This window comes from Klebsiella pneumoniae, assembly GCF_000742135.1.
GTDB lineage: Bacteria > Pseudomonadota > Gammaproteobacteria > Enterobacterales > Enterobacteriaceae > Klebsiella > Klebsiella pneumoniae.
The window spans coordinates 4,844,018-4,864,573 of sequence record NZ_KN046818.1; the positions used below are offsets into that span (position 1 = coordinate 4,844,018).

22 protein-coding genes are annotated in these 20,556 nt (G+C 57.6%); 16 read left to right on the top strand and 6 right to left on the bottom strand.

The window, feature by feature from the left end:
- Positions 1-199: 199 nt before the first annotated feature.
- From rfaD to DR88_RS03075, 5 genes are read left to right on the top strand one after another with little or no spacing between them, the layout of a single operon-like run.
- Positions 200-1,132 (top strand): ADP-glyceromanno-heptose 6-epimerase, encoded by a 933-nt coding sequence (gene rfaD / locus DR88_RS03095; RefSeq protein ID WP_002922463.1) that lies wholly within the window; start codon positions 200-202, stop codon positions 1,130-1,132.
- A 9-nt stretch (positions 1,133-1,141) separates the two neighbouring features.
- Positions 1,142-2,200 (top strand): ADP-heptose--LPS heptosyltransferase RfaF, encoded by a 1,059-nt coding sequence (gene rfaF, locus DR88_RS03090; RefSeq protein ID WP_004150189.1) that lies wholly within the window; start codon positions 1,142-1,144, stop codon positions 2,198-2,200.
- 3 nt (positions 2,201-2,203) lie between these two features.
- A complete protein-coding gene (gene rfaC, locus DR88_RS03085) occupies positions 2,204-3,175 on the top strand; it encodes a lipopolysaccharide heptosyltransferase RfaC (RefSeq protein ID WP_004150190.1) in 972 nt (323 codons plus the stop codon).
- On the top strand, positions 3,175-4,083 hold the full coding sequence (locus tag DR88_RS03080) for a WaaZ-like lipopolysaccharide core biosynthesis protein (protein WP_002922468.1): 909 nt from the start codon (positions 3,175-3,177) through the stop codon (positions 4,081-4,083). Before rfaC ends, DR88_RS03080 begins: the two co-directional genes overlap by 1 nt.
- Positions 4,061-5,230: an O-antigen ligase family protein gene (locus DR88_RS03075; RefSeq protein ID WP_004164973.1), complete on the top strand. Its 1,170-nt coding sequence runs from the start codon at positions 4,061-4,063 to the stop codon at positions 5,228-5,230. Before DR88_RS03080 ends, DR88_RS03075 begins: the two co-directional genes overlap by 23 nt.
- A 43-nt stretch (positions 5,231-5,273) precedes the next feature.
- Here DR88_RS03075 and DR88_RS03070 read toward each other — a convergent pair whose 3' ends face one another.
- The gene (locus DR88_RS03070) at positions 5,274-6,353 is read right to left on the bottom strand and encodes a glycosyltransferase family 9 protein (RefSeq protein ID WP_002922472.1); all 1,080 of its coding nucleotides are present in this window, start codon (positions 6,351-6,353) and stop codon (positions 5,274-5,276) included.
- Between the two features lie 18 nt (positions 6,354-6,371).
- On the bottom strand, positions 6,372-7,334 hold the full coding sequence (locus DR88_RS03065; RefSeq protein WP_002922494.1) for a polysaccharide deacetylase family protein: 963 nt from the start codon (positions 7,332-7,334) through the stop codon (positions 6,372-6,374).
- Between the two features lie 111 nt (positions 7,335-7,445).
- Here DR88_RS03065 and rfaQ point away from each other — a divergent pair, with 111 nt between their 5' ends.
- The 7 genes from rfaQ (at position 7,446) to coaD (ending at position 14,380) form a co-directional block, all read left to right on the top strand.
- Positions 7,446-8,522, top strand: coding sequence for a putative lipopolysaccharide heptosyltransferase III (rfaQ, locus tag DR88_RS03060; RefSeq protein ID WP_025860766.1), 1,077 nt, complete (start codon positions 7,446-7,448; stop codon positions 8,520-8,522).
- Complete coding sequence (locus tag DR88_RS03055) at positions 8,519-9,646, top strand: glycosyltransferase family 4 protein (protein WP_004150193.1); 1,128 nt, start codon at positions 8,519-8,521, stop codon at positions 9,644-9,646. The genes rfaQ and DR88_RS03055 overlap by 4 nt, the downstream gene beginning before the upstream one ends.
- Positions 9,647-9,648: 2 nt before the next feature.
- Positions 9,649-10,743: a glycosyltransferase gene (locus DR88_RS03050; RefSeq protein ID WP_004150194.1), complete on the top strand. Its 1,095-nt coding sequence runs from the start codon at positions 9,649-9,651 to the stop codon at positions 10,741-10,743.
- Positions 10,744-10,772: 29 nt separating this feature from the next.
- Positions 10,773-11,762 (top strand): glycosyltransferase, encoded by a 990-nt coding sequence (locus tag DR88_RS03045; protein WP_004173909.1) that lies wholly within the window; start codon positions 10,773-10,775, stop codon positions 11,760-11,762.
- Positions 11,763-11,853: 91 nt separating this feature from the next.
- Positions 11,854-13,128, top strand: a complete 1,275-nt coding sequence (gene waaA, locus DR88_RS03040; RefSeq protein ID WP_004145263.1) for a lipid IV(A) 3-deoxy-D-manno-octulosonic acid transferase — start codon at positions 11,854-11,856, stop codon at positions 13,126-13,128.
- On the top strand, positions 13,128-13,904 hold the full coding sequence (locus tag DR88_RS03035) for a glycosyltransferase family 2 protein (protein ID WP_002922500.1): 777 nt from the start codon (positions 13,128-13,130) through the stop codon (positions 13,902-13,904). The genes waaA and DR88_RS03035 overlap by 1 nt, the downstream gene beginning before the upstream one ends.
- The gene (gene coaD, locus DR88_RS03030) at positions 13,901-14,380 is read left to right on the top strand and encodes a pantetheine-phosphate adenylyltransferase (protein ID WP_002922501.1); all 480 of its coding nucleotides are present in this window, start codon (positions 13,901-13,903) and stop codon (positions 14,378-14,380) included. Before DR88_RS03035 ends, coaD begins: the two co-directional genes overlap by 4 nt.
- Positions 14,381-14,568: 188 nt before the next feature.
- Here coaD and mutM read toward each other — a convergent pair whose 3' ends face one another.
- From mutM to radC, 4 genes are all read right to left on the bottom strand, one after another.
- A complete protein-coding gene (gene mutM, locus DR88_RS03025; RefSeq protein ID WP_025860763.1) occupies positions 14,569-15,378 on the bottom strand; it encodes a bifunctional DNA-formamidopyrimidine glycosylase/DNA-(apurinic or apyrimidinic site) lyase in 810 nt (269 codons plus the stop codon).
- Between the two features lie 135 nt (positions 15,379-15,513).
- On the bottom strand, positions 15,514-15,681 hold the full coding sequence (gene rpmG, locus DR88_RS03020; protein WP_002922510.1) for a 50S ribosomal protein L33: 168 nt from the start codon (positions 15,679-15,681) through the stop codon (positions 15,514-15,516).
- 20 nt (positions 15,682-15,701) lie between these two features.
- The gene (gene rpmB / locus DR88_RS03015) at positions 15,702-15,938 is read right to left on the bottom strand and encodes a 50S ribosomal protein L28 (RefSeq protein ID WP_000091955.1); all 237 of its coding nucleotides are present in this window, start codon (positions 15,936-15,938) and stop codon (positions 15,702-15,704) included.
- 216 nt (positions 15,939-16,154) lie between these two features.
- Positions 16,155-16,820 carry a RadC family protein gene (radC, locus tag DR88_RS03010; RefSeq protein WP_002922589.1) on the bottom strand — a complete coding sequence of 222 codons (666 nt, stop codon included), beginning with the start codon at positions 16,818-16,820 and terminating at the stop codon, positions 16,155-16,157.
- A 172-nt stretch (positions 16,821-16,992) separates the two neighbouring features.
- Between radC and coaBC the strand changes: the two genes are divergently transcribed.
- The 4 genes from coaBC to DR88_RS02990 all read left to right on the top strand — a co-directional run bounded on the left by coaBC (position 16,993) and on the right by DR88_RS02990 (position 20,556).
- Positions 16,993-18,207 carry a bifunctional phosphopantothenoylcysteine decarboxylase/phosphopantothenate--cysteine ligase CoaBC gene (gene coaBC, locus DR88_RS03005; RefSeq protein WP_004188117.1) on the top strand — a complete coding sequence of 405 codons (1,215 nt, stop codon included), beginning with the start codon at positions 16,993-16,995 and terminating at the stop codon, positions 18,205-18,207.
- Positions 18,185-18,643 (top strand): dUTP diphosphatase, encoded by a 459-nt coding sequence (gene dut, locus DR88_RS03000; protein ID WP_004145270.1) that lies wholly within the window; start codon positions 18,185-18,187, stop codon positions 18,641-18,643. The genes coaBC and dut overlap by 23 nt, the downstream gene beginning before the upstream one ends.
- A 124-nt stretch (positions 18,644-18,767) precedes the next feature.
- On the top strand, positions 18,768-19,364 hold the full coding sequence (gene slmA / locus DR88_RS02995; RefSeq protein WP_002922598.1) for a nucleoid occlusion factor SlmA: 597 nt from the start codon (positions 18,768-18,770) through the stop codon (positions 19,362-19,364).
- A gap of 175 nt (positions 19,365-19,539) precedes the next feature.
- The gene (locus DR88_RS02990; protein WP_004150200.1) at positions 19,540-20,556 is read left to right on the top strand and encodes an SMP-30/gluconolactonase/LRE family protein; all 1,017 of its coding nucleotides are present in this window, start codon (positions 19,540-19,542) and stop codon (positions 20,554-20,556) included.

Here is a 20,556-nt window from a genome sequence, read left to right on the forward strand (position 1 = left end):
TTCGGCAAAATTTGGCACATATTACCCAAAGCTATACGCTGATACGAGATGATGCAGGCCTGAATGAATTATTTGCAGCATAAATCACGTCAGCCCAGCACCTTATTCTGCGAATGGCTGTAGGCTTGCTCATGTGGTGATATGATAAGAGCATTCATGTCCGGATTGTCTCCGGGCTCTCAACTTCAAAGGTACAGTTATGATCATCGTTACCGGCGGCGCAGGCTTTATCGGCAGCAACATCGTTAAAGCGCTGAATGACAAAGGCATCACCGACATTCTGGTTGTCGACAATCTGAAAGACGGCACCAAGTTTGTAAACCTGGTTGACCTGAACATCGCTGACTACATGGATAAAGAAGACTTTCTGATCCAGATTATGGCGGGTGAAGAGTTCGGTGAAATCGAAGCAATCTTCCACGAAGGCGCGTGCTCTTCCACTACCGAGTGGGATGGTAAGTACATGATGGACAACAACTATCAGTACTCCAAAGAGCTGCTGCACTACTGCCTGGAGCGCGAAATCCCGTTCCTGTACGCCTCCTCCGCGGCCACCTATGGCGGACGCACCAGCGACTTCATCGAGTCCCGCGAGTACGAACAGCCGCTGAACGTTTACGGCTACTCCAAATTCCTGTTCGACGAATACGTCCGCCAGATCCTGCCGGAAGCCAATTCGCAGATCGTCGGCTTCCGCTACTTCAACGTCTACGGGCCGCGCGAAGGCCACAAAGGCAGCATGGCAAGCGTCGCTTTCCACCTCAATACCCAGCTGAATAATGGCGAAAGCCCGAAACTGTTCGAAGGCAGCGACGGCTTCAAGCGCGACTTCGTCTACGTGGGCGACGTGGCTGACGTCAACCTGTGGTTCTGGGAAAACGGCGTTTCCGGCATCTTTAACCTCGGCACCGGCCGTGCGGAATCCTTCCAGGCCGTCGCCGATGCGACCCTGGCATACCACAAAAAAGGCAGCATCGAGTACATCCCGTTCCCGGACAAACTGAAAGGCCGCTACCAGGCGTTCACTCAGGCGGATCTGACTAACCTGCGCAAAGCGGGCTATGACAAACCGTTCAAAACCGTTGCCGAAGGCGTAACGGAATATATGGCCTGGCTAAACCGCGACGCGTAAGAAACAAGCATGAAAATATTGGTGGTAGGCCCGTCTTGGGTGGGCGACATGATGATGTCGCAAAGTCTTTATCGTACGCTCAGGGCGCGCTATCCCCAGGCGATTATCGACGTGATGGCGCCAGCCTGGTGCCGTCCGTTGCTTTCGCGCATGCCGGAAGTGAACGAAGCGATCCCGATGCCGCTGGGTCACGGCGCGCTGGCTATCGGCGAACGCCGTAAGCTCGGCCACAGCCTGCGCGAACGTCGCTACGATCGCGCTTACGTGCAGCCGAACTCGTTTAAATCGGCATTAGTCCCTTTCTTTGCCAATATCCCGCTGCGCACCGGCTGGCGCGGCGAGATGCGCTACGGACTGCTCAACGACGCCCGGGTGCTGGACAAAGACGCCTGGCCGCTGATGGTGGAACGCTACGTGGCGCTGGCCTACGACAACGGCGTGATGCGCTGCGCCAAAGATCTGCCGCAGCCGCTGCTGTGGCCGCAGCTGCAGGTCAACGAAGGGGAAAAGTCGCAGGCCTGCAGCGCTTTTAACCTGTCCTACGATCGGCCGATCGTCGGCTTCTGCCCCGGCGCGGAGTTCGGCCCGGCCAAACGCTGGCCGCACTATCACTATGCTGCGCTGGCGAAAAAGCTTATCGACGATGGCTATCAGATTGCGCTTTTCGGCTCGGCGAAAGATAACGAGGCCGGCAAAGAGATCATCGCCGCCCTCAGCAGCGAGCAGCAGGCCTGGTGCCGTAATCTGGCGGGTGAAACCCAGCTGGAGCAGGCGGTCATTCTGATCGCCGCCTGTAAAGCTGTAGTGACTAACGATTCGGGGCTGATGCACGTCGCCGCAGCGCTGGACCGCCCGCTGGTGGCGCTGTATGGCCCGAGCAGTCCGGACTTTACCCCGCCGCTGTCGCATAAAGCGCGGGTTATCCGTCTGATTACCGGCTACCACAAGGTGCGCAAAGGCGATGCCGCCGAAGGCTATCATCAGAGCCTGATCGACATCACCCCAGAACGCGTCCTGCAAGAGCTGAACGAACTATTAGCGGAAAAAACCGAGCACGAGGAAGCGTAACGGATGCGGGTATTGATCGTTAAAACCTCCTCCATGGGCGACGTGCTGCACACGCTGCCCGCGCTAACCGACGCCGCGCAGGCTATCCCCGGCATCCGCTTCGACTGGGTGGTTGAAGAGGGTTTCGCGCAGATCCCCTCTTGGCATGAAAGCGTCGAGCGGGTGATCCCGGTGGCGATCCGCCGCTGGCGCAAAGCCTGGTTTTCCGCGCCGATCAAAGCCGAGCGTCAAGCCTTTCGCGAGGCCGTTCAGGCGGTAAAGTATGACGCCATCATCGACGCCCAAGGGCTGGTAAAAAGCGCCGCGCTGGTTACTCGCCTGGCGCACGGCGTCAAGCACGGTATGGACTGGCAAACGGCCCGCGAGCCGCTGGCGAGCCTGTTTTACAACCGCCGCCACCATATCGCGAAACAGCAGCACGCGGTGGAGCGTACCCGTGAGCTGTTCGCCAAAAGCCTTGGCTACGCGAAACCCCAGACCCAGGGGGATTACTCCATTGCGCGCCATTTCCTGCAGCACGAGGCTAGCGCTGCCGCGCCCTATCTGGTGTTTCTGCACGCCACCACCCGCGACGATAAGCACTGGCCGGAAACCCGCTGGCAGGAGCTTCTCGATCTGCTGGCCGACAGCGGCGTCCACATTAAGCTGCCGTGGGGGGCCCCGCACGAAGAGGCGCGGGCGAAGCGGCTGGCGGAAGGCCGGGAGTATGTCGAAGTGCTGCCGCGCATGAGCCTTGAGCAGGTGGCGCAGGTTCTGGCCGGCGCCCGGGCCGTCGTCTCGGTCGATACCGGGCTGAGCCATCTGACCGCCGCGCTGGATAAACCGAACTTTACGCTCTACGGCCCGACCGACCCGGGGCTGATTGGCGGATACGGTAAAAACCAGCATATCGTGCGGCCGGAAAACAGCGCCAGCACCGGCGATATTGCGGCCAGCCGGATTCATCTTCTCCTGCAAAATCAGGGGCTGCTCTGATGGGATCCCTGTTTAAGCAGATCTACCGCTATACGCGCCCTCGCGCGTATCGCCACAATGAAAATCTGTGGCCTTTTACCCGTATTACGCGCGCGCCAAGCGGCGAAATCAGCGCGTTACGCTATAAAGGGAAAACGGTGCCGCTGGTCAGCCTGAGCGCGCTGAAAAACAGTATGCAGGGCGAAGTCCTGCTGACCGCCACCGGCCCCTCAACCCGCAATATCGATTTTTCTCTGTTGTCGAAAACGATCCCGGTGATGGGCGTCAATGGCGCCTGGCATCTTGCCGACCGGCTGCACTTTTCACTCTATACCATCGTCGACATGGAATTTTTCGATAAGAAGCCGGACATTATCCGCGCCATTGTCAGCCAGCCGGATATTTTGCTGTTCACCACCATGCACGGGATCGCCAAAATCGTCGATCGCTATGGGGACGCGCTGCGCTGCCGTTTGGCGTTGATTGAGGACGGTTGCTATAAGATTTACCAGCCGAAAGTCGCCAGCGAAGCGATAAAGCGCACTTACCAGCAGAATGCGGCGATGTGCTTTCATCCTCAGCGCCCGGATATCTGTTTTAGCACCGATATTCGCCAGGGCATCTTTGATGCCGGCACGGTGGTCTACTGGGCGCTGCAAATTCTCGCCTGGCTGGGCTTCAATACTATCCTGGTGAGCGGCCTGGATATGACCAACTTTAACCAGCCGCGATTCTACGAAACACAACAAGAAAAATTGCCTTCTTACCTGGCAACAAAAGTGGATACCCTCGTCATGCCCTCCTTTGCGCATGCCGCGCAGGTACTGCAGCAACGCCAGATTCGGGTGATTAATTTTTCCCCAGAAAGCGCTGTGCCGGATACTATCTTCGAAAAGGTTGCGTTTAATGAGTACTTTAAAAGTGAGTAACTTCGCCAGACAGGGTTACTCGATTGTCTTTCCTTTGTTTTTATTTTTCAGCGCGATTTTTTGCATGTCCACCCGGACCAATAATCTGCTGCATTTATCGATCCTGCTGCTATTGCTGTCGCTGGTACGCCAGGAAAACCGCCAGGCGCTGGCCGGGGTGTTACGCGAGCAGTGGCAGACCTGGACGCTGCTGGCGGCTTTCTTTATCTATTACGCCCTCAGTAATGTGTGGGGCCATACGCCGCAGCATATTGACTCGCCGATCACCCACGGCGTGTATCTGACCGGGTATCTGTTGCTGATGACGATGCTGCTCAGGGACGGACGAACCCGCCGACTGGCGATGCTGGCGGTGGTCGGCGGGATCACCGTGCTCTCCCTGTGGACGCTGATTATCGACCATACGCTGGTTCTCACCGAACGAGCGGTCTCCCCCGAGAACCCCGGACCAACGAACGTTATCGACCTTGCCGGTTACTGCGGCATCGGCATTTTAATCTGCGGCATGCTACTGAAAGAAAAAGCCAGCCACTGGCTCTATCTGCCGGTGGTCATCATGCTGGTGATGCTGCTGCTCACCCAAAGCCGCGGGCCGATCATCGCCCTGGTGCTGGCGGTCGGCTGTACGCTGCACCTGCACGTCTTCACCCGCCGCAACCTGCTGATCGCCGCGGCGCTGGCCGTGCTGGTAGCGCTGCTTTTGGTCATGACGCCGGTGGGCGACATGCTGCTCGCCCGTTTCGAGGAGCTGGGCACCCAAAGCGGGCTGCGCCTGAGCATCTGGCACCATACGCTGTCGGAGATGGCCAGCCAGCCGTGGCTGGGGCGCGGTTTCAGCTATGAACTGGATTTCATCAACTACAGCGGCGAGCACATCACCACCACCCACAGTGTGTATATGGGCGCCCTGCTGAAAGGCGGCATCGTGGGGTTACTGCTGCTGTTGGCGATCATTGCCTGCGGGCTATGGCAGGCGTGGCGCAAGCGCCATACCGACAGCCGCTACAGTCTGGCGATCCTGTTTTACGCGCTGGTGTTTATGGCCTCGCAGGGGATGTTTATCATCAGCAATCCCCGGGAAACCTGGGTGCTGTTCTGGCTGCCGCTGGGCATTGCGCTCAGCAAAGGGTTGGCGGAAAAACGCTAACAAAAAGGGCCGTCAGCGGCCCTTTTTATATTAACTTTTTAAATCAACTGCGGGCGGCGACCAGCCGGTCGGCCTGCTCTTTAATCACGGGCCACACCGACTCAATCGCCACATCGGCGACATTCGCTTCTTCACAGACTATCTGCTTCGCCTTGTCATAGCCCGGCGCCCAGATGTGATAGCCGGGCAGCCCAGTATTCTTGAGTTTGCGTTTGTTATAGACCGCCACCATCGGCTTATCGAAAGCCCGGGCAATATGCACGATCGAGGTGTCCGGCGTAATGACTAAATCACAGCTGCGGATCACTTCTACGGCGGAGTTGATGGTGCTGTCGGCGATGTACAGCGCCATATCCAGCCCCAGCTGGCGGATTTTTTCACTGCGCCCCACCATCACGATACAGACCCGGTAAGGCAGAGCATGTAGCCGCTCGACCAGGGTCGCCACCTGGTGACGACAGAAGTCTTTATCCTCGGAGGCGGTAAAAGGGTTAATGGCGATACGCAGTTCGACCTCTCCGGCCTGAGAAAGCAAGCGGGCCACTTTCTCCCGCTCATGGCGGCAGCCGGGGAGATGATAGTGATACGGGCGGTCGTCAACGATGCCAAACAGCTTCACCACCTGCTTATAGCGCAGGGAAATATGGCTGTTGCCGTCAAAAAAAGCGATTGAGTGATCGTAAAGTTTATAGGGCTCTTTATTAAAACCAATCACGCTGGTCGCCCGTAAATCGGCGAGTAATTTAAAGCGTTCATAGCTGGTCACGTCATCAAAATCGATAACCGCATCAAAACCCGCCGCCCGCAACGTATTTAAGGACATGCGGGGCCGATATAAATATACTTGCTGAATGAATTCTGAGCCTGCTAATATTTCGCTGCATATTGGTCCGGTTAACACCGAAACCTGATATCCCCGTTCGGCCAGTATTCTGGCGCAACCGGTCGTGACCACCATATCACCGACTTTATCATCCAGACGCAATAGCAGTACGCGGCGCACAGCCGCTGGGTCGAAGGCTTTACGCGCCGGCTTATTTCTGTATCGATAGTTAATTAAATTAAATTTAATGCCGCGGAAAAAGGCATTCTTTTTCCGCGTTAATTGTTTAAGGATACGCATACGGTACCTTGAGCTGTGTTAGCGCTGTGTAATTTTCCGCTGGTAATATTCTGCCAACGTCATGCCCTTCACCTGCGGCGCCAGCCAGCTAAAAAAGGCTTCGAGGTCAGCGTATAAACGCTCAATATCCCGTTCATTCTGGAACGTGGGGCTGCCGCCGGGCATATACTCTGAAGAGTGGAGCATATATTCCACGTAGTCATTGCCCTGCGTCAACGTTTGTTCGACGACTTTTTTCATCGTTTCCACATTGCCGCCCATCGGTCGCAGCCAGTGTACGGAGGGGGATCGCACTTTGCCGCGCAGGCGGTCGTAGCCCTGCTTCACGCTGTTCATCCACGCTGAGTGCTTGTACTGGATGCTCATCGGCACTTCCAGCAGCGGCGAGTGGCCCTCGCGGCTGATGTCATTTTCATCGAGGAAATAGGCATGCTGCGGAAAGCGGCGATAATCGGTCCCGCCATCGCCCTGCGGCGCCCCCTTGGCGGTCTTCCAGTTCACCCGCGGGGTCACCGAGCAATCCACCTGATACCCGTACTCCACCAGCAGACGCGCATAGCGCTCGTCAAAAGCCCAGCGCCCGGCGCGATGGCTAACCATTTTGGTCTGGAAGGTATCCTCCAGCAGACGCGTCATATAGTCGACCTTCTCACGCATCATAGCGTCGCTGTATTCAATAAGATAAGGCTTATGGCGCCAGTCATCTGCGGTCAGCGGCTCGGTCGGCGGGCTGTTCCACGCATGCAGATGCATGCCGACTTCCGCGGTGCCGCGGGCAATCACGTCTCTGGCGAATTCGATATAAAAGGGGTCGATGGCCATTTCATAGTTGGTCAAATAGACCGGTTTAAAGCCATACTTTTCACAAAGCTGCTGAAAACGCGGAAGATAACGCGCATTCTCGGTGGTGATGCTGTCATGTTTTTGCCAGAGGTTATCGCCCTCTGTATCAATCGTGATGAGAAATGCGGGATTGTGCACGAAAACGTCCTCAGGCCATACGTATCGGGTCATGGTAGAGCAATACAACGCTTCTCTCAATCTGTCTGATCCCCTAGAATCGGAACCCTTATCCTGGATGAAGAACAGAGTATGACGCCTGAAACCCTCTCCCGCGGCCCGTTGAACCCGGCGCGGATCCTGGTCATTAAGCTGCGCCATCATGGCGACATGCTGCTGATCACCCCGCTTATTCACGCGCTGAAACAGCAGTACCCCGCCGCCAGCGTGGATGTCCTGTTGTATGAAGAGACCCGGGATATGCTCGCAGCCAACCCCGATATCCACCATATTTATGGTCTCGATCGCCGCTGGAAAAAGCAGGGAAAAAGGTATCAGCTGAAGATGCAATGGCAGCTCATTCAGACGCTGCGCCAGCAGCGGTACGATATGGTGCTTAACCTGGCCGACCAGTGGCCGAGCGCGGTTATCAGCAAACTGACCGGCGCCGCGACGCGGATTGGTTTTGATTTTCCGAAGCGCCGCCACCCGGTCTGGCGCTATTGCCACACCGCGCTGGCCTCCACCCAACAGCACAACCAGCTGCATACGGTACAGCAGAATCTCTCTATTCTCGCTCCGCTCGGTCTCCAGTTGAACGATGCGCCGGCGCGGATGGGCTACAGCGAAGCAGACTGGGCCGCCAGCCGCGCCCTGCTGCCAGAGGAGTTCCGGGAAAACTACATCGTCATCCAGCCGACATCGCGCTGGTTCTTTAAATGCTGGCGCGAAGATCGGATGAGCGCCCTGATCAACGCGCTGTCCGCCGAAGGATACGCGGTGGTGCTCACCTCCGGCCCCGATGCTAGAGAGAAGAAGATGGTGGATACCATCATCGCCGGCTGCCCGCAGGCGCGACTACACTCTTTAGCCGGCCAGTTAACGCTGCGCCAGCTGGCGGCGGTGATCGATCATGCCCGGTTGTTTATCGGCGTCGACTCGGTGCCGATGCATATGGCTGCGGCTCTTGGCACTCCGCTGGTCGCCCTGTTCGGCCCCTCGAAGCTGACCTTCTGGCGTCCGTGGCAGGCGAAAGGCGAGGTGATCTGGGCCGGCGACTTCGGTCCGCTGCCCGATCCGGACGCTATCAACACCAACACCGACGAACGTTATCTTGATTTAATTCCTACCGACGCCGTGATCGCGGCGGCGAAAAAGGTACTGGCATGAGTAAATTCAGGCTGGCTCTGGTGCGGCAGAAGTACCGCCCGGACGGCGGCGCAGAACGGTTTGTCTCCCGCGCGCTGGAAGCCCTCGACAGCAGTCATCTGCAGCTGAACGTCATCACCCGCGAATGGCAGGGGCCGGTGAAACCGGACTGGCAGATCCATATCTGTAACCCCCGCAAATGGGGGCGCATCAGCCGCGAGCGCGGCTTTGCCAACGCCGCGCGCGCGCTCTGGCAGCGCGAGTCCTTCGACCTGGTGCAGAGCCATGAACGTATTCCCGGCTGCGATCTCTACCGCGCTGGCGATGGCGTTCATCGCCGCTGGCTGCAGCAGCGCTCGCGCATTTTACCGGCCTGGAAAAGCCGCCTGCTGTTCGCCGACCGTTACCACCGCTACGTCATGCAGGCGGAGCGCGAGATGTATGAAGACTCACACCTGCGCGGGGTGATCTGCAACGCCGAGATGATCAAGCGCGAGATTATCGAAGACTTTGGCCTGCCGGCGGAGAAGATCCACGTTATTTACAACGCCATTGACAACCAGCGCTTCCTGCCGCCAGACGAAGAGACCTTTGCCGCCTTACGCGCCAAATGGCAGCTGCCGCTGCAGGCGACCTGCCTGATCTACGTCGGCTCCGGCTTTGAACGTAAAGGGCTGGCGGCGGCGATCCGCGCCATCGCCCCTACCGCTCGCTACCTGCTGGTGGTCGGCAAAGATAAGGATCAGCCTCGCTATCAGGCGCTGGCGAAGAGCCTGAACTGTGAAGCGCGGGTGCGCTTCTTCGGCATGCAGTCGGAGACATTGCCCTTCTATCAAATGGCCGATGGTCTGCTGCTGCCGACCCTCTACGATCCGTTCCCCAACGTCATCCTCGAGGCAATGGCCTGCGGTCTGCCGGTGATCACCACTACCGGCTGCGGCGGGGCGGAGTTTATCGTCGACGGCCACAATGGTTACGTCTGCGACGCTCTGGATATCCCGGCGCTACAGCAGGCGGTAATGGCCCTGCCCGCGCGCGCGCTGGGCTCCGCGGAAGGCGGTCACGCCCGCGAGCGCATTATGGCCTGCACCAGCGAGCGACTCTCAACCCAGCTGCTTTCTCTTTATCAGGATCTGGTGAAATAACGATGCGCATCTTATTTGTGATTGACGGTTTACCCGGCGGCGGCGCGGAAAAAGTGGTCCTGACCCTGGCGGCACAGTTCCTGCGCGACGGCGATCGGGTGTCGCTCATTTCGCTGCGCGATGTCTGCGAGTACCCATTGCCCGAGGGGCTCGACTACCAGGTAGTTGCCGATCGCTGCCGTAAACCGTGGCGCAAGCTGACCGAGCTGTCCCGCCGCGCCCGCCAGCTGGATGCCGCAGTCGTGCGGGCCGAACAGCAGGGGCAATTTGACCTTGTGCTCTCCAACCTGCACAAAACCGACCGCATCGTCGCCCGCAGCCGGGCGCTGCGCGAGCGTAACGTCTGGTTCTGTCTGCACGGCGTATTCTCTGCCTCCTATCTCGGGCACCGCACCGGCTTTGACCGCTGGATGAAGCAGCAGAAAATTAAGCGAATTTATCAGGGTCGCAACGTGGTGACGGTTTCCGACGCGGTGGGGCGAGATCTGGTGGAAGAGTTTGCCCTGCGCCCGGCACAGCTGAAAACCATCTACAATCCCTTCGATATCACTGCCCTGCGCGCCGAGGCGGAAGCCGATAGCGAGCGCCCGGACGGTGACTACCTGATTCACGTCGGTCGCTTCCATCCGGGCAAACGCCATGACCGCCTGCTTGAAGCCTATGCGCAGAGCGGCATCGACGCACCGCTGGTGCTGCTAGGCCAGGGAAAACCGGAGCAAGAGCAGCGCCTGCGCCAGCTGGCAAAAACGCTGCACATTGACGATCGGGTGTGGTTCAAAGGTTTTCAGAAAAATCCCTTACCGTGGATCAAAGGCGCACGGATGCTGGTTTTGAGCTCCGATAGCGAAGGATTCGGCAATGTGGTGGTGGAGGCGCTGCTGTTACATACCCCTGTCGCCAGCACCCGCTGCCCCGGCGGCGTCACCGAGATCCTCACCGGCGAACTTGCCCGCGGTCTGGCGGATCTGACCAGTCCGGCGCTGGCTCAGACGATGCAAAGCATTTACCATAACCCGCCGGCCATCGACGATGCCGCGCTGGAAAAATTCAGCGTCATATCCATTTGTCAGCAGTACCGTCAGCTGCAGCGCACCTGACGCCGTTAGTTAACCAGGATCGAAGATTTATGAGTCAAACGCCTTTATTGAGCATCGTGGCTGCCGTCTACAACGGTGAGAAATTTCTAGCGCAATTCTTTGAGTGCATTGAACAGCAGCAGCTGGACAGCTATGAACTGATCCTGGTGAACGATGGTTCGACAGACAACAGCCTGGCGGTGATCGCCGAATGGCAGGAGCGGCTGCAGAACGTCCAGGTGCTGGAGCAGGAAAACCAGGGCGTCTCGGTCGCGCGCAATACCGGCCTCGCCGCCGCCAGCGGCAAATATCTCGCGTTTCCGGATATCGACGACAAACTCTATCCGGGCATGTATCGCACGCTGCTGGAGATGGCCGAGAAAGAACATCTCGATATCGCTACCTGCAACGGCACCTATGTGTACGAAAAGCGCCGCGAGAGCCACCCGATCTTCCCACTGGATCGCCTGCCCTCGACGGATGTGCTGCCGGGCCATGTCTGGCTTAAGCAGGCCCTGGACTCGCGGAAGTTTCTGCACGTCACCTGGCTTAATATTTATCGTCACGACTTTATCCGCCAGCATCACTTCCATTTCGAGCCTGGCCTGCGCCATCAGGATATCCCATGGACCACAGAAGCCCTGCTGGCCGCGGAGCGCGTGCAGTACACCAGTCAGCAGTTCTATGATTACTACATTCACTCTGAGTCGGTGTCGCATAAGCCGGACAACGACGACACGCTGATGCGTTCGGCGCGCCACTATATGAAGATTCTGGAGATGCTGGAGGCGATTAACCAGCGCTACCCGGATAAAGTACGCCATATCGCCGCCTGTCGCTGGCAGATCGCCAAAGAAGGCCTGGGGATCATCCATACCTTCGATAGCATGAAAGATGAGTCCAAAAAGCATGTTATTATTAACGAATTCTTCGACCGCGGTATCTGGCGGTTAATCTGGAAAAACGCCTGTACTTTCCGTTTACGCTGGCGCCTGGGACGCCGTTATCTGCGTATTAAGCGTTATCGCCACGCGGGATAGACCAAAAACCCGCTGTTTCCGCCAAAGAGATAGCTTTACGCGGGCTAAATGCTTAGAATTTGCCCGCCAAAACAGAGAACGGATAAATAGTTTGGAATTGCTTTATACCACCCTACTTTACCTTATTCAGCCGCTGGTGTGGCTGCGGCTGCTGCTGCGCAGTCGTAAGGCTCCTGCCTATCGCAAACGCTGGGCGGAACGCTATGGCTTCTGTCAGAACAAGGTAGAGCCGGATGGCATTCTGCTGCACTCCGTTTCCGTCGGCGAGACCTTAGCCGCCATTCCGCTGGTCCGCGCCCTGCGCCACCGCTACCCTTCTCTGCCGATCACTGTCACCACCATGACGCCGACCGGCTCCGAGCGCGCCATGTCGGCGTTTGGCAAAGATGTTCATCACGTCTATCTGCCCTACGATCTGCCCGGCGCCATGAACCGCTTCCTGAACACCGTTCAGCCGAAGCTGGTGATCGTTATGGAGACCGAGCTGTGGCCGAATATGGTGGCCGCGCTGCATAAGCGTAAGATCCCGCTGGTGATCGCCAACGCGCGCCTGTCCGAACGTTCCGCCAAAGGCTATGCCAAACTGGGCGGCTTTATGCGCCGCCTGTTGAGCCGCATTACGCTTATCGCCGCGCAGAATGAAGAAGATGGTAACCGCTTCCTCTCTCTGGGGCTGAAGCGCAACCAGCTGGCGGTCACCGGCAGCCTGAAATTCGATATCTCCGTAACGCCAGAGCTGGCGGCCCGGGCGGTGACGCTGCGTCGGCAATGGGCACCGCACCGCAAGGTCTGGATTGCCACCAGCACCCACGACGGTGAAGAACAAATCATCCTCCAGGCGCATAAAAAACTGCTGGAGACTTTCCCGAACCTGCTGCTGATCCTTGTTCCCCGCCATCCGGAGCGCTTCCCTGACGCCCGTGAGATGGTACAAAAGGCTGGGATGAGCTTTACTCTGCGCAGCACCGGCGAGATCCCCTCCTCCAGTACCCAGGTAGTCATTGGCGATACCATGGGCGAGCTGATGCTGCTCTACGGCATTGCCGACCTCGCCTTCGTCGGCGGCAGCCTGGTGGAGCGCGGCGGCCATAACCCGCTAGAGCCGGCGGCGCACGCCATTCCGGTGCTGATGGGTCCGCATACCTTCAACTTCAAAGATATCTGCGCCAAGCTGCAGCAGGACGATGGCCTGATCACCGTTACCGATGCCGATTCGCTGGTCAGGGAGGTGTCCACGCTCCTGACCGATGAAGATTACCGTCTGTGGTATGGCCGTCACGCGGTGGAAGTGCTGCATCAGAACCAGGGCGCGCTGTCGCGTCTGCTACAGTTACTGCAACCTTACCTGCCGCAGCGGAGTCATTAATGTCGAACCGGCTTTCCGTGGTGATGATCGCTAAAAACGCCGCCGACCTGCTGCCGGATTGTCTGGGCTCCGTTAGCTGGGCGGATGAAATTATCGTCCTCGACTCCGGCAGCACCGACAACACCGTTGAGCTGGCCCGCGGCCTCGGCGCCCAGGTCTATACCCATACCGACTGGCGAGGCTATGGCATTCAGCGCCAGCGCGCGCAGGATTACGCCACCGGCGACTGGGTGTTGATGATCGATACCGATGAGCGCGTCACGCCAGAACTCAGGCAGGCTATTCTTAAGGTACTGGACGCCCCCCAGCGCGGCGCCATCTACAGTATCGCCCGCCGTAACTATTTTCTCGGACGCTTTATGCGCCACAGCGGTTGGTATCCCGATCGCGTCCTGCGCCTGTACGAACGCGCCCGTTACCGCTATAACGATAATCTGGTCCATGAATCGCTGGATAGCCTGGGCGCCGAGGTTATTCCGCTGACCGGCGATCTCCTGCACCTGACCTGCCGCGACTTCGCTGGCTTCCAGCAAAAACAGCTGGCGTATGCCGCCGCATGGGCGCTTGAGCGTCACCAGAAAGGCAAGAAGACCTCGATGGCAGGGATTTTCAGCCATACGCTGGGCGCGTTCCTCAAGACGTTGCTATTGCGCGGTGGGGTGCTGGACGGTAAACAGGGATGGTTACTGGCGATGGTCAACGCGCAGTATACGTTTACGAAATATACCGAGCTGTGGGCGCTGAGCCACGGCTACTCGGAGAAAGAGTCATCATGAGCACAAAAGCGATCTATCCGGGTACCTTCGACCCCATCACCAACGGTCATATCGATATTGTCACCCGCGCGGCAAGTATGTTCGATAAAGTGGTGCTGGCTATCGCCGCCAGCCCGAGTAAAAAGCCGATGTTCAGCCTTGATGAGCGCATTGCGCTGGCAGAGCAGGCGACGGCCCACCTGGTGAACGTGGAGGTTATCGGCTTCAGTGATTTGATGGCCAATTTCGCGCGCGCGCAGCAGGCCAATATCCTGATCCGCGGCCTGCGGGCGGTGGCGGATTTCGAGTATGAGATGCAGCTGGCTCATATGAACCGCCACCTGATGCCCACCCTTGAGAGCGTGTTTCTGATGCCGTGCAAAGAGTGGTCGTTTATCTCTTCCTCACTGGTGAAGGAAGTGGCGCGCCACCAGGGCGACGTTTCTCACTTTCTGCCAGCTAATGTGCATCAGGCGCTGTTGAATAAGCTGAAGTAACGCATCTGCCGGGACATGAGCCATATTGGCTGGCGCAGCACTGCGCCGCTGGGTCATTCACACCGGCTCTGTCCCGGTCTTTGTGCCAGATGGCGCTACGCTGACCTAGACTACAAACGCCCCCGGCCCACCAGATGCGCACCCGCAGGCCCGCTGACCTGGCCGACAAACATTCCTGTTCCTGAGAACTACTTCTGGCACTGACGGCAATAAAAGGTCGCCCGCTGGGCATGTTTGGTCCCGACGACCGGCATGCCGCAGATCCGGCAGGGTTCGCCCTTGCGGCCATAGACCTGTAGCTCCTGGGCGAAGTAGCCCGGCTTGCCATCGCTTTGCAGGAAATCCTTTAACGTGGTGCCGCCCTGCTCTATCGAACGCAGCAGGGCCAGCTTAATCACCTTCACCAGCTGCTCACACTCTTCCCGCGACAGCGAGGACGCCAGCCGGTCAGGATGGATCCCGGCGGAGAACAGCGATTCACTGGCGTAGATATTCCCCACGCCCACCACCAGCTTGTTATCCATCAGCCAGGGTTTGATCGCGGTTTTCTTCTTCGCGCATTTTTGCTGGAGATAGTCGGCGTTGAACGCGTCGCTGAGCGGCTCCGGGCCAAGATGCGCCAGTACCGGATGGCCTTCCAGCGTTCTGGTCCACAACCAGGCGCCAAAGCGGCGTGGATCGGTGTAGCGCAACACCTTGCCGTTACTCATGACCAGGTCAACGTGATCGTGTTTTTCAGCAGGCAGCTCTTCGCTCAGGATGCGCAGGCTCCCCGACATCCCAAGATGGACGATGATCCAGCCGTCCGGCAGCTCCAGAAGCAGGTATTTGGCGCGGCGACGCACGCTGAGAACCGGAACGTCGCTCAGGCGATAGATCTCTTCGGAAACCGGCCAGCGCAGCCGTCCGTTGCGCACGACGGCGTGCAGAATGGTTGCGCCAACCAGGTGCGGCTCGATGCCGCGACGGCTGGTTTCAACCTCTGGTAATTCAGGCATGATTTTCCTCCGTTTACCCGACGTATTGTGCTTCACGGACAGGTGACTGAAAAGGGAGTATGTGAAAGCAATATGGGGGAGTTTTAAAAACAAAAAACCCCGCCGAAGCGGGGTTTTTATACAAGGAGGCTAAAATTATTTAATTTTAGCTTCTTTGTAGATAACGTGCTGACGTACAACCGGATCGTACTTTTTCAGTTCCATTTTTTCCGGTTTGGTACGTTTGTTCTTCGTGGTGGTGTAGAAGTGACCAGTACCAGCGGAAGAAACCAGCTTGATTTTCTCACGAATACCTTTAGCCATGATTTATTTCCTCTAAGTACTTAGTACTTTTCGCCACGGGCACGCAGTTCAGCCAGAACTGTATCGATGCCTTTCTTATCGATTACACGCATACCTTTAGCAGATACGCGCAGGGTGACAAAACGCTTCTCGCTCTCAACCCAGAAACGGTGAGAGTGCAGGTTCGGCAGGAAACGGCGTTTAGTCGCGTTCAGTGCGTGGGAACGGTTGTTACCGGTCACCGGACGCTTGCCAGTAACTTGGCAGACTCGGGACATGTCTATTCTCCAAAAATCAAATTAGCTCGAGCTTCGTATGGGGTATTGGCGCCTCGTCAGGCTTTACAGCCTGGTCATCGCAGTTCAATGTGAACTCTCGACTGCCAGGCCCAAATGCCAAACCCGAGATTCTCAAAGGTGGCGTAGTATACGCTGACTCGGCGATGTGCTCAAGTCCCGAACAGACAAAGATCCCGAAGGATCGCCAGTTCGGGGCTAAATCCAGCCACGTTCGGCAAAAGATACATACGCACCGCGGCCGATAACCAGATGATCAAGCACGCGTATCTCCATGAATCTACAACATTTTATCACCCTTTCGGTAATCAGTCTGTCGGCCTGACTTGGCTCCGGGCTACCGGAGGGATGATTATGCGCAAGGATCACGGCGGCGGCGTTCACTTTGATGGCTTCGCGTACAATTTCTCGCGGATGCACCTCAACGTGGCTAAGAGTACCAGAAAAAAGACGACTATGTTTCAACACCCGGTTCTGATTATCTAAAAAGATCACCATAAAGATCTCGCGCTCCTCTTCCGTCAGCTGGCTTTGTAAAAACTCGCGCGTCATCGAGGGGGTGACCAGCGCGGCCTCCTCGACCAGCTGCGAGCTAAAATAGCGTCGCGCCAGCTCGGCAATGCCCTTCAGTTGCGCATATTTCGCCAGCCCCAGTCCGTCCACAGCAATCAGTTGCGCTTTATCAGCGGAAAGCAGAGCGTAGAGTGAGCCAAAACGCTGTAGTAACGCCTGGGCATAGCTGAGCACATCCTGACGACGCGTGCCGACGCGCAGAAAAAGCGCCAGCAGCTCAACATCCGTTAGCGTTTCGATGCCGTATTGCAGCATCTTCTCCCGTGGCATCAGATTTTCCATTCCGTCCATGCGCCCTCCTGGGTGAATCAGCCTATCCTGGCACAGCCTGACGGCGCTGCCGACCCGTCGATTTTCACCCTGCGTAGCCGCTCGCAAAGTGAATGCCCGGCAGAGACACGACGGCGGCAGGATTGTGATAAGATGCGCGGATTCTGGTCTACGGCAACAGGAAGACATCATGATGACTCTGGCGGGTAAAAAAATCGTCCTGGGCGTCAGCGGCGGCATCGCGGCGTATAAAACCCCGGAACTGGTGCGCCGGCTGCGTGAACGCGGCGCGGAAGTGCGTGTCGCGATGACGGAGGCGGCAAAAGCGTTTATCACCCCACTCAGCCTGCAGGCGGTATCCGGCTATCCGGTTTCCGACAGCCTGCTCGATCCGGCGGCGGAAGCGGCAATGGGCCATATTGAGCTCGGTAAATGGGCCGACCTGGTGATCCTCGCCCCAGCGACCGCCGATTTAATCGCTCGCGTGGCGGCCGGCATGGCCAACGATCTGGTGTCGACGATCTGTCTTGCCACCCCATCCCCGGTTGCCGTGGTGCCCGCCATGAACCAGCAGATGTATCGCGCGCAGGCCACCCAGCATAATCTGCAGACGCTCGCTACCCGCGGGCTGCTGCTATGGGGACCAGACAGCGGTAGCCAGGCCTGCGGCGACGTCGGCCCGGGGAGAATGCTCGATCCGTTAACTATCGTAGACATGGCCGCGCAGCATTTCGCCTCCCCTGTCAAAGATTTGCAACATCTCAACCTCATGATTACCGCGGGCCCGACCCGTGAGCCATTGGATCCGGTGCGTTATATCACCAACCACAGCTCTGGCAAGATGGGCTTCGCGATTGCCGCCGCCGCAGCGCAGCGGGGCGCGAACGTGACCTTGATCAGCGGGCCGGTATCGCTACCGACCCCGCCGTTTGTGCAGCGCATTGATGTCACTACCGCGCTGGAGATGGAAGCGGCCGTCCAGGCTGGCGCCCAGCAGCAGCACATTTTTATTGGCTGCGCCGCAGTAGCGGATTACCGCGCCGCCGTCATCGCCGAAGATAAAATAAAAAAACAAGGTGATGAATTAACAATAAAAATGGTTAAAAACCCGGATATCGTGGCCGGGGTCGCGGCGCTAAAATCACATCGCCCCTACGTCGTTGGGTTTGCCGCCGAAACGAATAATGTGGAAGAATATGCGCGGCAAAAACGTGCCCGCAAGAACCTCGACCTGATTTGCGCCAACGATGTTTCCCAGCCTAATCAGGGCTTTAACAGCGACAGCAACGCACTACACCTTTTCTGGCAGGATGGGGAAAAGCGCTTACCACTTGAGCGCAAGGAACTCCTGGGCCAATTATTACTCGACGAGATCGTGACCCGTTATGATGAAAAAAATCGACGTTAAGATTCTGGACCCGCGTGTCGGCCAGCAATTTCCGCTGCCGACCTATGCCACCTCCGGCTCCGCCGGACTTGACCTGCGAGCCTGTCTCGACGACGCCGTAGAGCTGGCGCCGGGCGCAACCACGCTGTTGCCGACCGGCCTTGCGATTCATATCGCCGATCCCTCTCTGGCGGCGGTGATCCTGCCGCGCTCCGGCCTGGGTCATAAGCATGGCGTAGTCCTGGGCAACCTGGTGGGCCTTATCGACTCCGATTACCAGGGGCAGCTGATGGTGTCCGTCTGGAACCGCGGTCAGCAGAGCTTTATTATCGAGCCGGGCGAACGTATCGCACAGATGGTCTTTGTGCCGGTCGTTCAGGCGGAATTTAACCTGGTGGAATCCTTCGATGCCACCGACCGCGGCGAAGGCGGCTTCGGTCACTCAGGGCGTAAATAAGCCCAGCAACACGGAATCTGCATCCCAACGCGCATAACGCAATAACATTACCGCAAGCCCTGGTTTGCGGTCGCGTTGTGGATGTCTGCCTGACAAGTGCTTATTTTCAGGGGTATTTTAAAACATGGCAGAAAAGCAAACTGCGAAACGGAATCGTCGCGAAGAAATACTTCAATCTCTGGCGCTGATGCTGGAATCCAGCGATGGTAGTCAGCGTATTACCACCGCGAAACTGGCGGCTTCCGTCGGCGTCTCTGAAGCCGCGCTGTATCGCCATTTTCCCAGCAAAACCCGCATGTTTGACAGCCTGATCGAGTTCATTGAAGACAGTCTGATTACGCGCATCAATTTGATTTTGAAAGATGAAAAGGACACCACCGCGCGCCTGCGCCTGATCGTTCTGTTGATTCTTGGCTTTGGCGAGCGTAATCCTGGGCTGACGCGTATCCTCACCGGGCACGCGCTGATGTTCGAACAGGACCGGCTTCAGGGTCGCATCAACCAGCTTTTTGAGCGCATCGAAGCGCAGCTACGCCAGGTGATGCGCGAGAAAAAAATGCGCGAAGGCGAAGGCTACACCCTCGACGAAACCCTGCTGGCCAGCCAGCTGCTGGCTTTCTGCGAGGGCATGCTGTCGCGCTTTGTGCGCAGCGAGTTCAAATATCGTCCGACGGATGATTTCGACGCCCGCTGGCCGCTGGTCGCCGCACAGCTGCAGTAAATCCTCACATGCAGCCGCCAGGCTGCATGATTCTCCTCGCAATCTGCGTGAGTTTGTCGCAAATCCCAGGGCCATTGGTTGAATTGCCCAATGCGCGTTTCCGCTTTCCTTTCCTACTATCCAGCTTGCTGAACATTTCACCCTCCCCCAACACCACCCGACAAGGAGAGATTTGATGGCGACGTCACGGCGGGATTTACTGAAGATAGGCGGGTTGGCAACCGCATCGCTACTGGTCAGTCAAAAAAGCTTCGCAGCATGGGCCCCCTCTGAACGCTATCCAGACCCACGCATCGTGGCCGTCGATGATAGCTTTCGTCGCTATATGCTTGCCAGCGCAAAGGTCGAACGCATCGCCAGCGGCTTCCGCTGGGCGGAAGGCCCGGTCTGGTTCGGCGACATGCGAATGCTGCTGTGGAGCGACATTCCGAATAACGCCATCATGCGCTGGGATGAAGTCAGCGGAGAAACCAGCGTCTTTCGCTACCCGGCCAATTATAGCAATGGTCACGCCCGCGACAGACAGGGGCGCTTAATCAGTTGCGAGCACGACACCCGCCGCATTACGCGTACCGAATACGATGGGTCTGTTACCGTACTGGCCGATAGCTACCAGGGTCATCGCCTCAATTCTCCAAACGATATCGTTGTGAAGTCAGACGGCACCATCTGGTTTACCGATCCGCCATTTGGCATCAGTGGTTTTTACGAAGGCCACAAAGCAACATCAGAATTGCCGCAAAACGTCTATTGTCTGGAGCCGGAAAGCCGCAAACTGAGCGTGGTACTGGGCGACGTAAAAGGGCCAAATGGTTTGTGTTTCTCGCCGGACGAAAAGACCTTATACGTGGTGGAAAGCCGGGCGACACCGAACCGCTTAATTCTGGCGTGGGATGTGGAAGGCAATACGCTGAAAAATAAACGGGTATATCTCGACTGTGGGAACGGTACCGCCGATGGGATCGCCTGCGACGCAGACGGCAATCTGTGGTGCGGATGGGGAAGCGGAAACGAAGAACTCGACGGCGTGCGGATCTTCAACCCACAGGGTAAGCATATCGGCACCATTAAACTGCCAGAGCGCTGCGCGAACTTGTGCTTTGGCGGCGAACAGCGCAATCGTCTGTTTATGGCGTCCAGCACGTCAATCTATTCGCTGTACGTCAATGCGCAGGGCGCTAAGCTGATATAG

Bases quoted from the DNA above. Each gene is read 5' to 3' on its own strand.
- rfaD (WP_002922463.1), top strand. From the start codon at position 200: ATGATCATCGTTACCGGCGGCGCAGGCTTTATCGGCAGCAACATCGTT.
- rfaF (WP_004150189.1), top strand. From the start codon at position 1,142: ATGAAAATATTGGTGGTAGGCCCGTCTTGGGTGGGCGACATGATGATG.
- rfaC (WP_004150190.1), top strand. From the start codon at position 2,204: ATGCGGGTATTGATCGTTAAAACCTCCTCCATGGGCGACGTGCTGCAC.
- DR88_RS03080 (WP_002922468.1), top strand. From the start codon at position 3,175: ATGGGATCCCTGTTTAAGCAGATCTACCGCTATACGCGCCCTCGCGCG.
- DR88_RS03075 (WP_004164973.1), top strand. From the start codon at position 4,061: ATGAGTACTTTAAAAGTGAGTAACTTCGCCAGACAGGGTTACTCGATT.
- DR88_RS03070 (WP_002922472.1), bottom strand. From the start codon at position 6,353: ATGCGTATCCTTAAACAATTAACGCGGAAAAAGAATGCCTTTTTCCGC.
- rfaQ (WP_025860766.1), top strand. From the start codon at position 7,446: ATGACGCCTGAAACCCTCTCCCGCGGCCCGTTGAACCCGGCGCGGATC.
- DR88_RS03055 (WP_004150193.1), top strand. From the start codon at position 8,519: ATGAGTAAATTCAGGCTGGCTCTGGTGCGGCAGAAGTACCGCCCGGAC.
- DR88_RS03050 (WP_004150194.1), top strand. From the start codon at position 9,649: ATGCGCATCTTATTTGTGATTGACGGTTTACCCGGCGGCGGCGCGGAA.
- DR88_RS03045 (WP_004173909.1), top strand. From the start codon at position 10,773: ATGAGTCAAACGCCTTTATTGAGCATCGTGGCTGCCGTCTACAACGGT.
- DR88_RS03035 (WP_002922500.1), top strand. From the start codon at position 13,128: ATGTCGAACCGGCTTTCCGTGGTGATGATCGCTAAAAACGCCGCCGAC.
- coaD (WP_002922501.1), top strand. From the start codon at position 13,901: ATGAGCACAAAAGCGATCTATCCGGGTACCTTCGACCCCATCACCAAC.
- mutM (WP_025860763.1), bottom strand. From the start codon at position 15,378: ATGCCTGAATTACCAGAGGTTGAAACCAGCCGTCGCGGCATCGAGCCG.
- rpmG (WP_002922510.1), bottom strand. From the start codon at position 15,681: ATGGCTAAAGGTATTCGTGAGAAAATCAAGCTGGTTTCTTCCGCTGGT.
- rpmB (WP_000091955.1), bottom strand. From the start codon at position 15,938: ATGTCCCGAGTCTGCCAAGTTACTGGCAAGCGTCCGGTGACCGGTAAC.
- radC (WP_002922589.1), bottom strand. From the start codon at position 16,820: ATGGACGGAATGGAAAATCTGATGCCACGGGAGAAGATGCTGCAATAC.
- coaBC (WP_004188117.1), top strand. From the start codon at position 16,993: ATGACTCTGGCGGGTAAAAAAATCGTCCTGGGCGTCAGCGGCGGCATC.
- dut (WP_004145270.1), top strand. From the start codon at position 18,185: ATGATGAAAAAAATCGACGTTAAGATTCTGGACCCGCGTGTCGGCCAG.
- slmA (WP_002922598.1), top strand. From the start codon at position 18,768: ATGGCAGAAAAGCAAACTGCGAAACGGAATCGTCGCGAAGAAATACTT.
- DR88_RS02990 (WP_004150200.1), top strand. From the start codon at position 19,540: ATGGCGACGTCACGGCGGGATTTACTGAAGATAGGCGGGTTGGCAACC.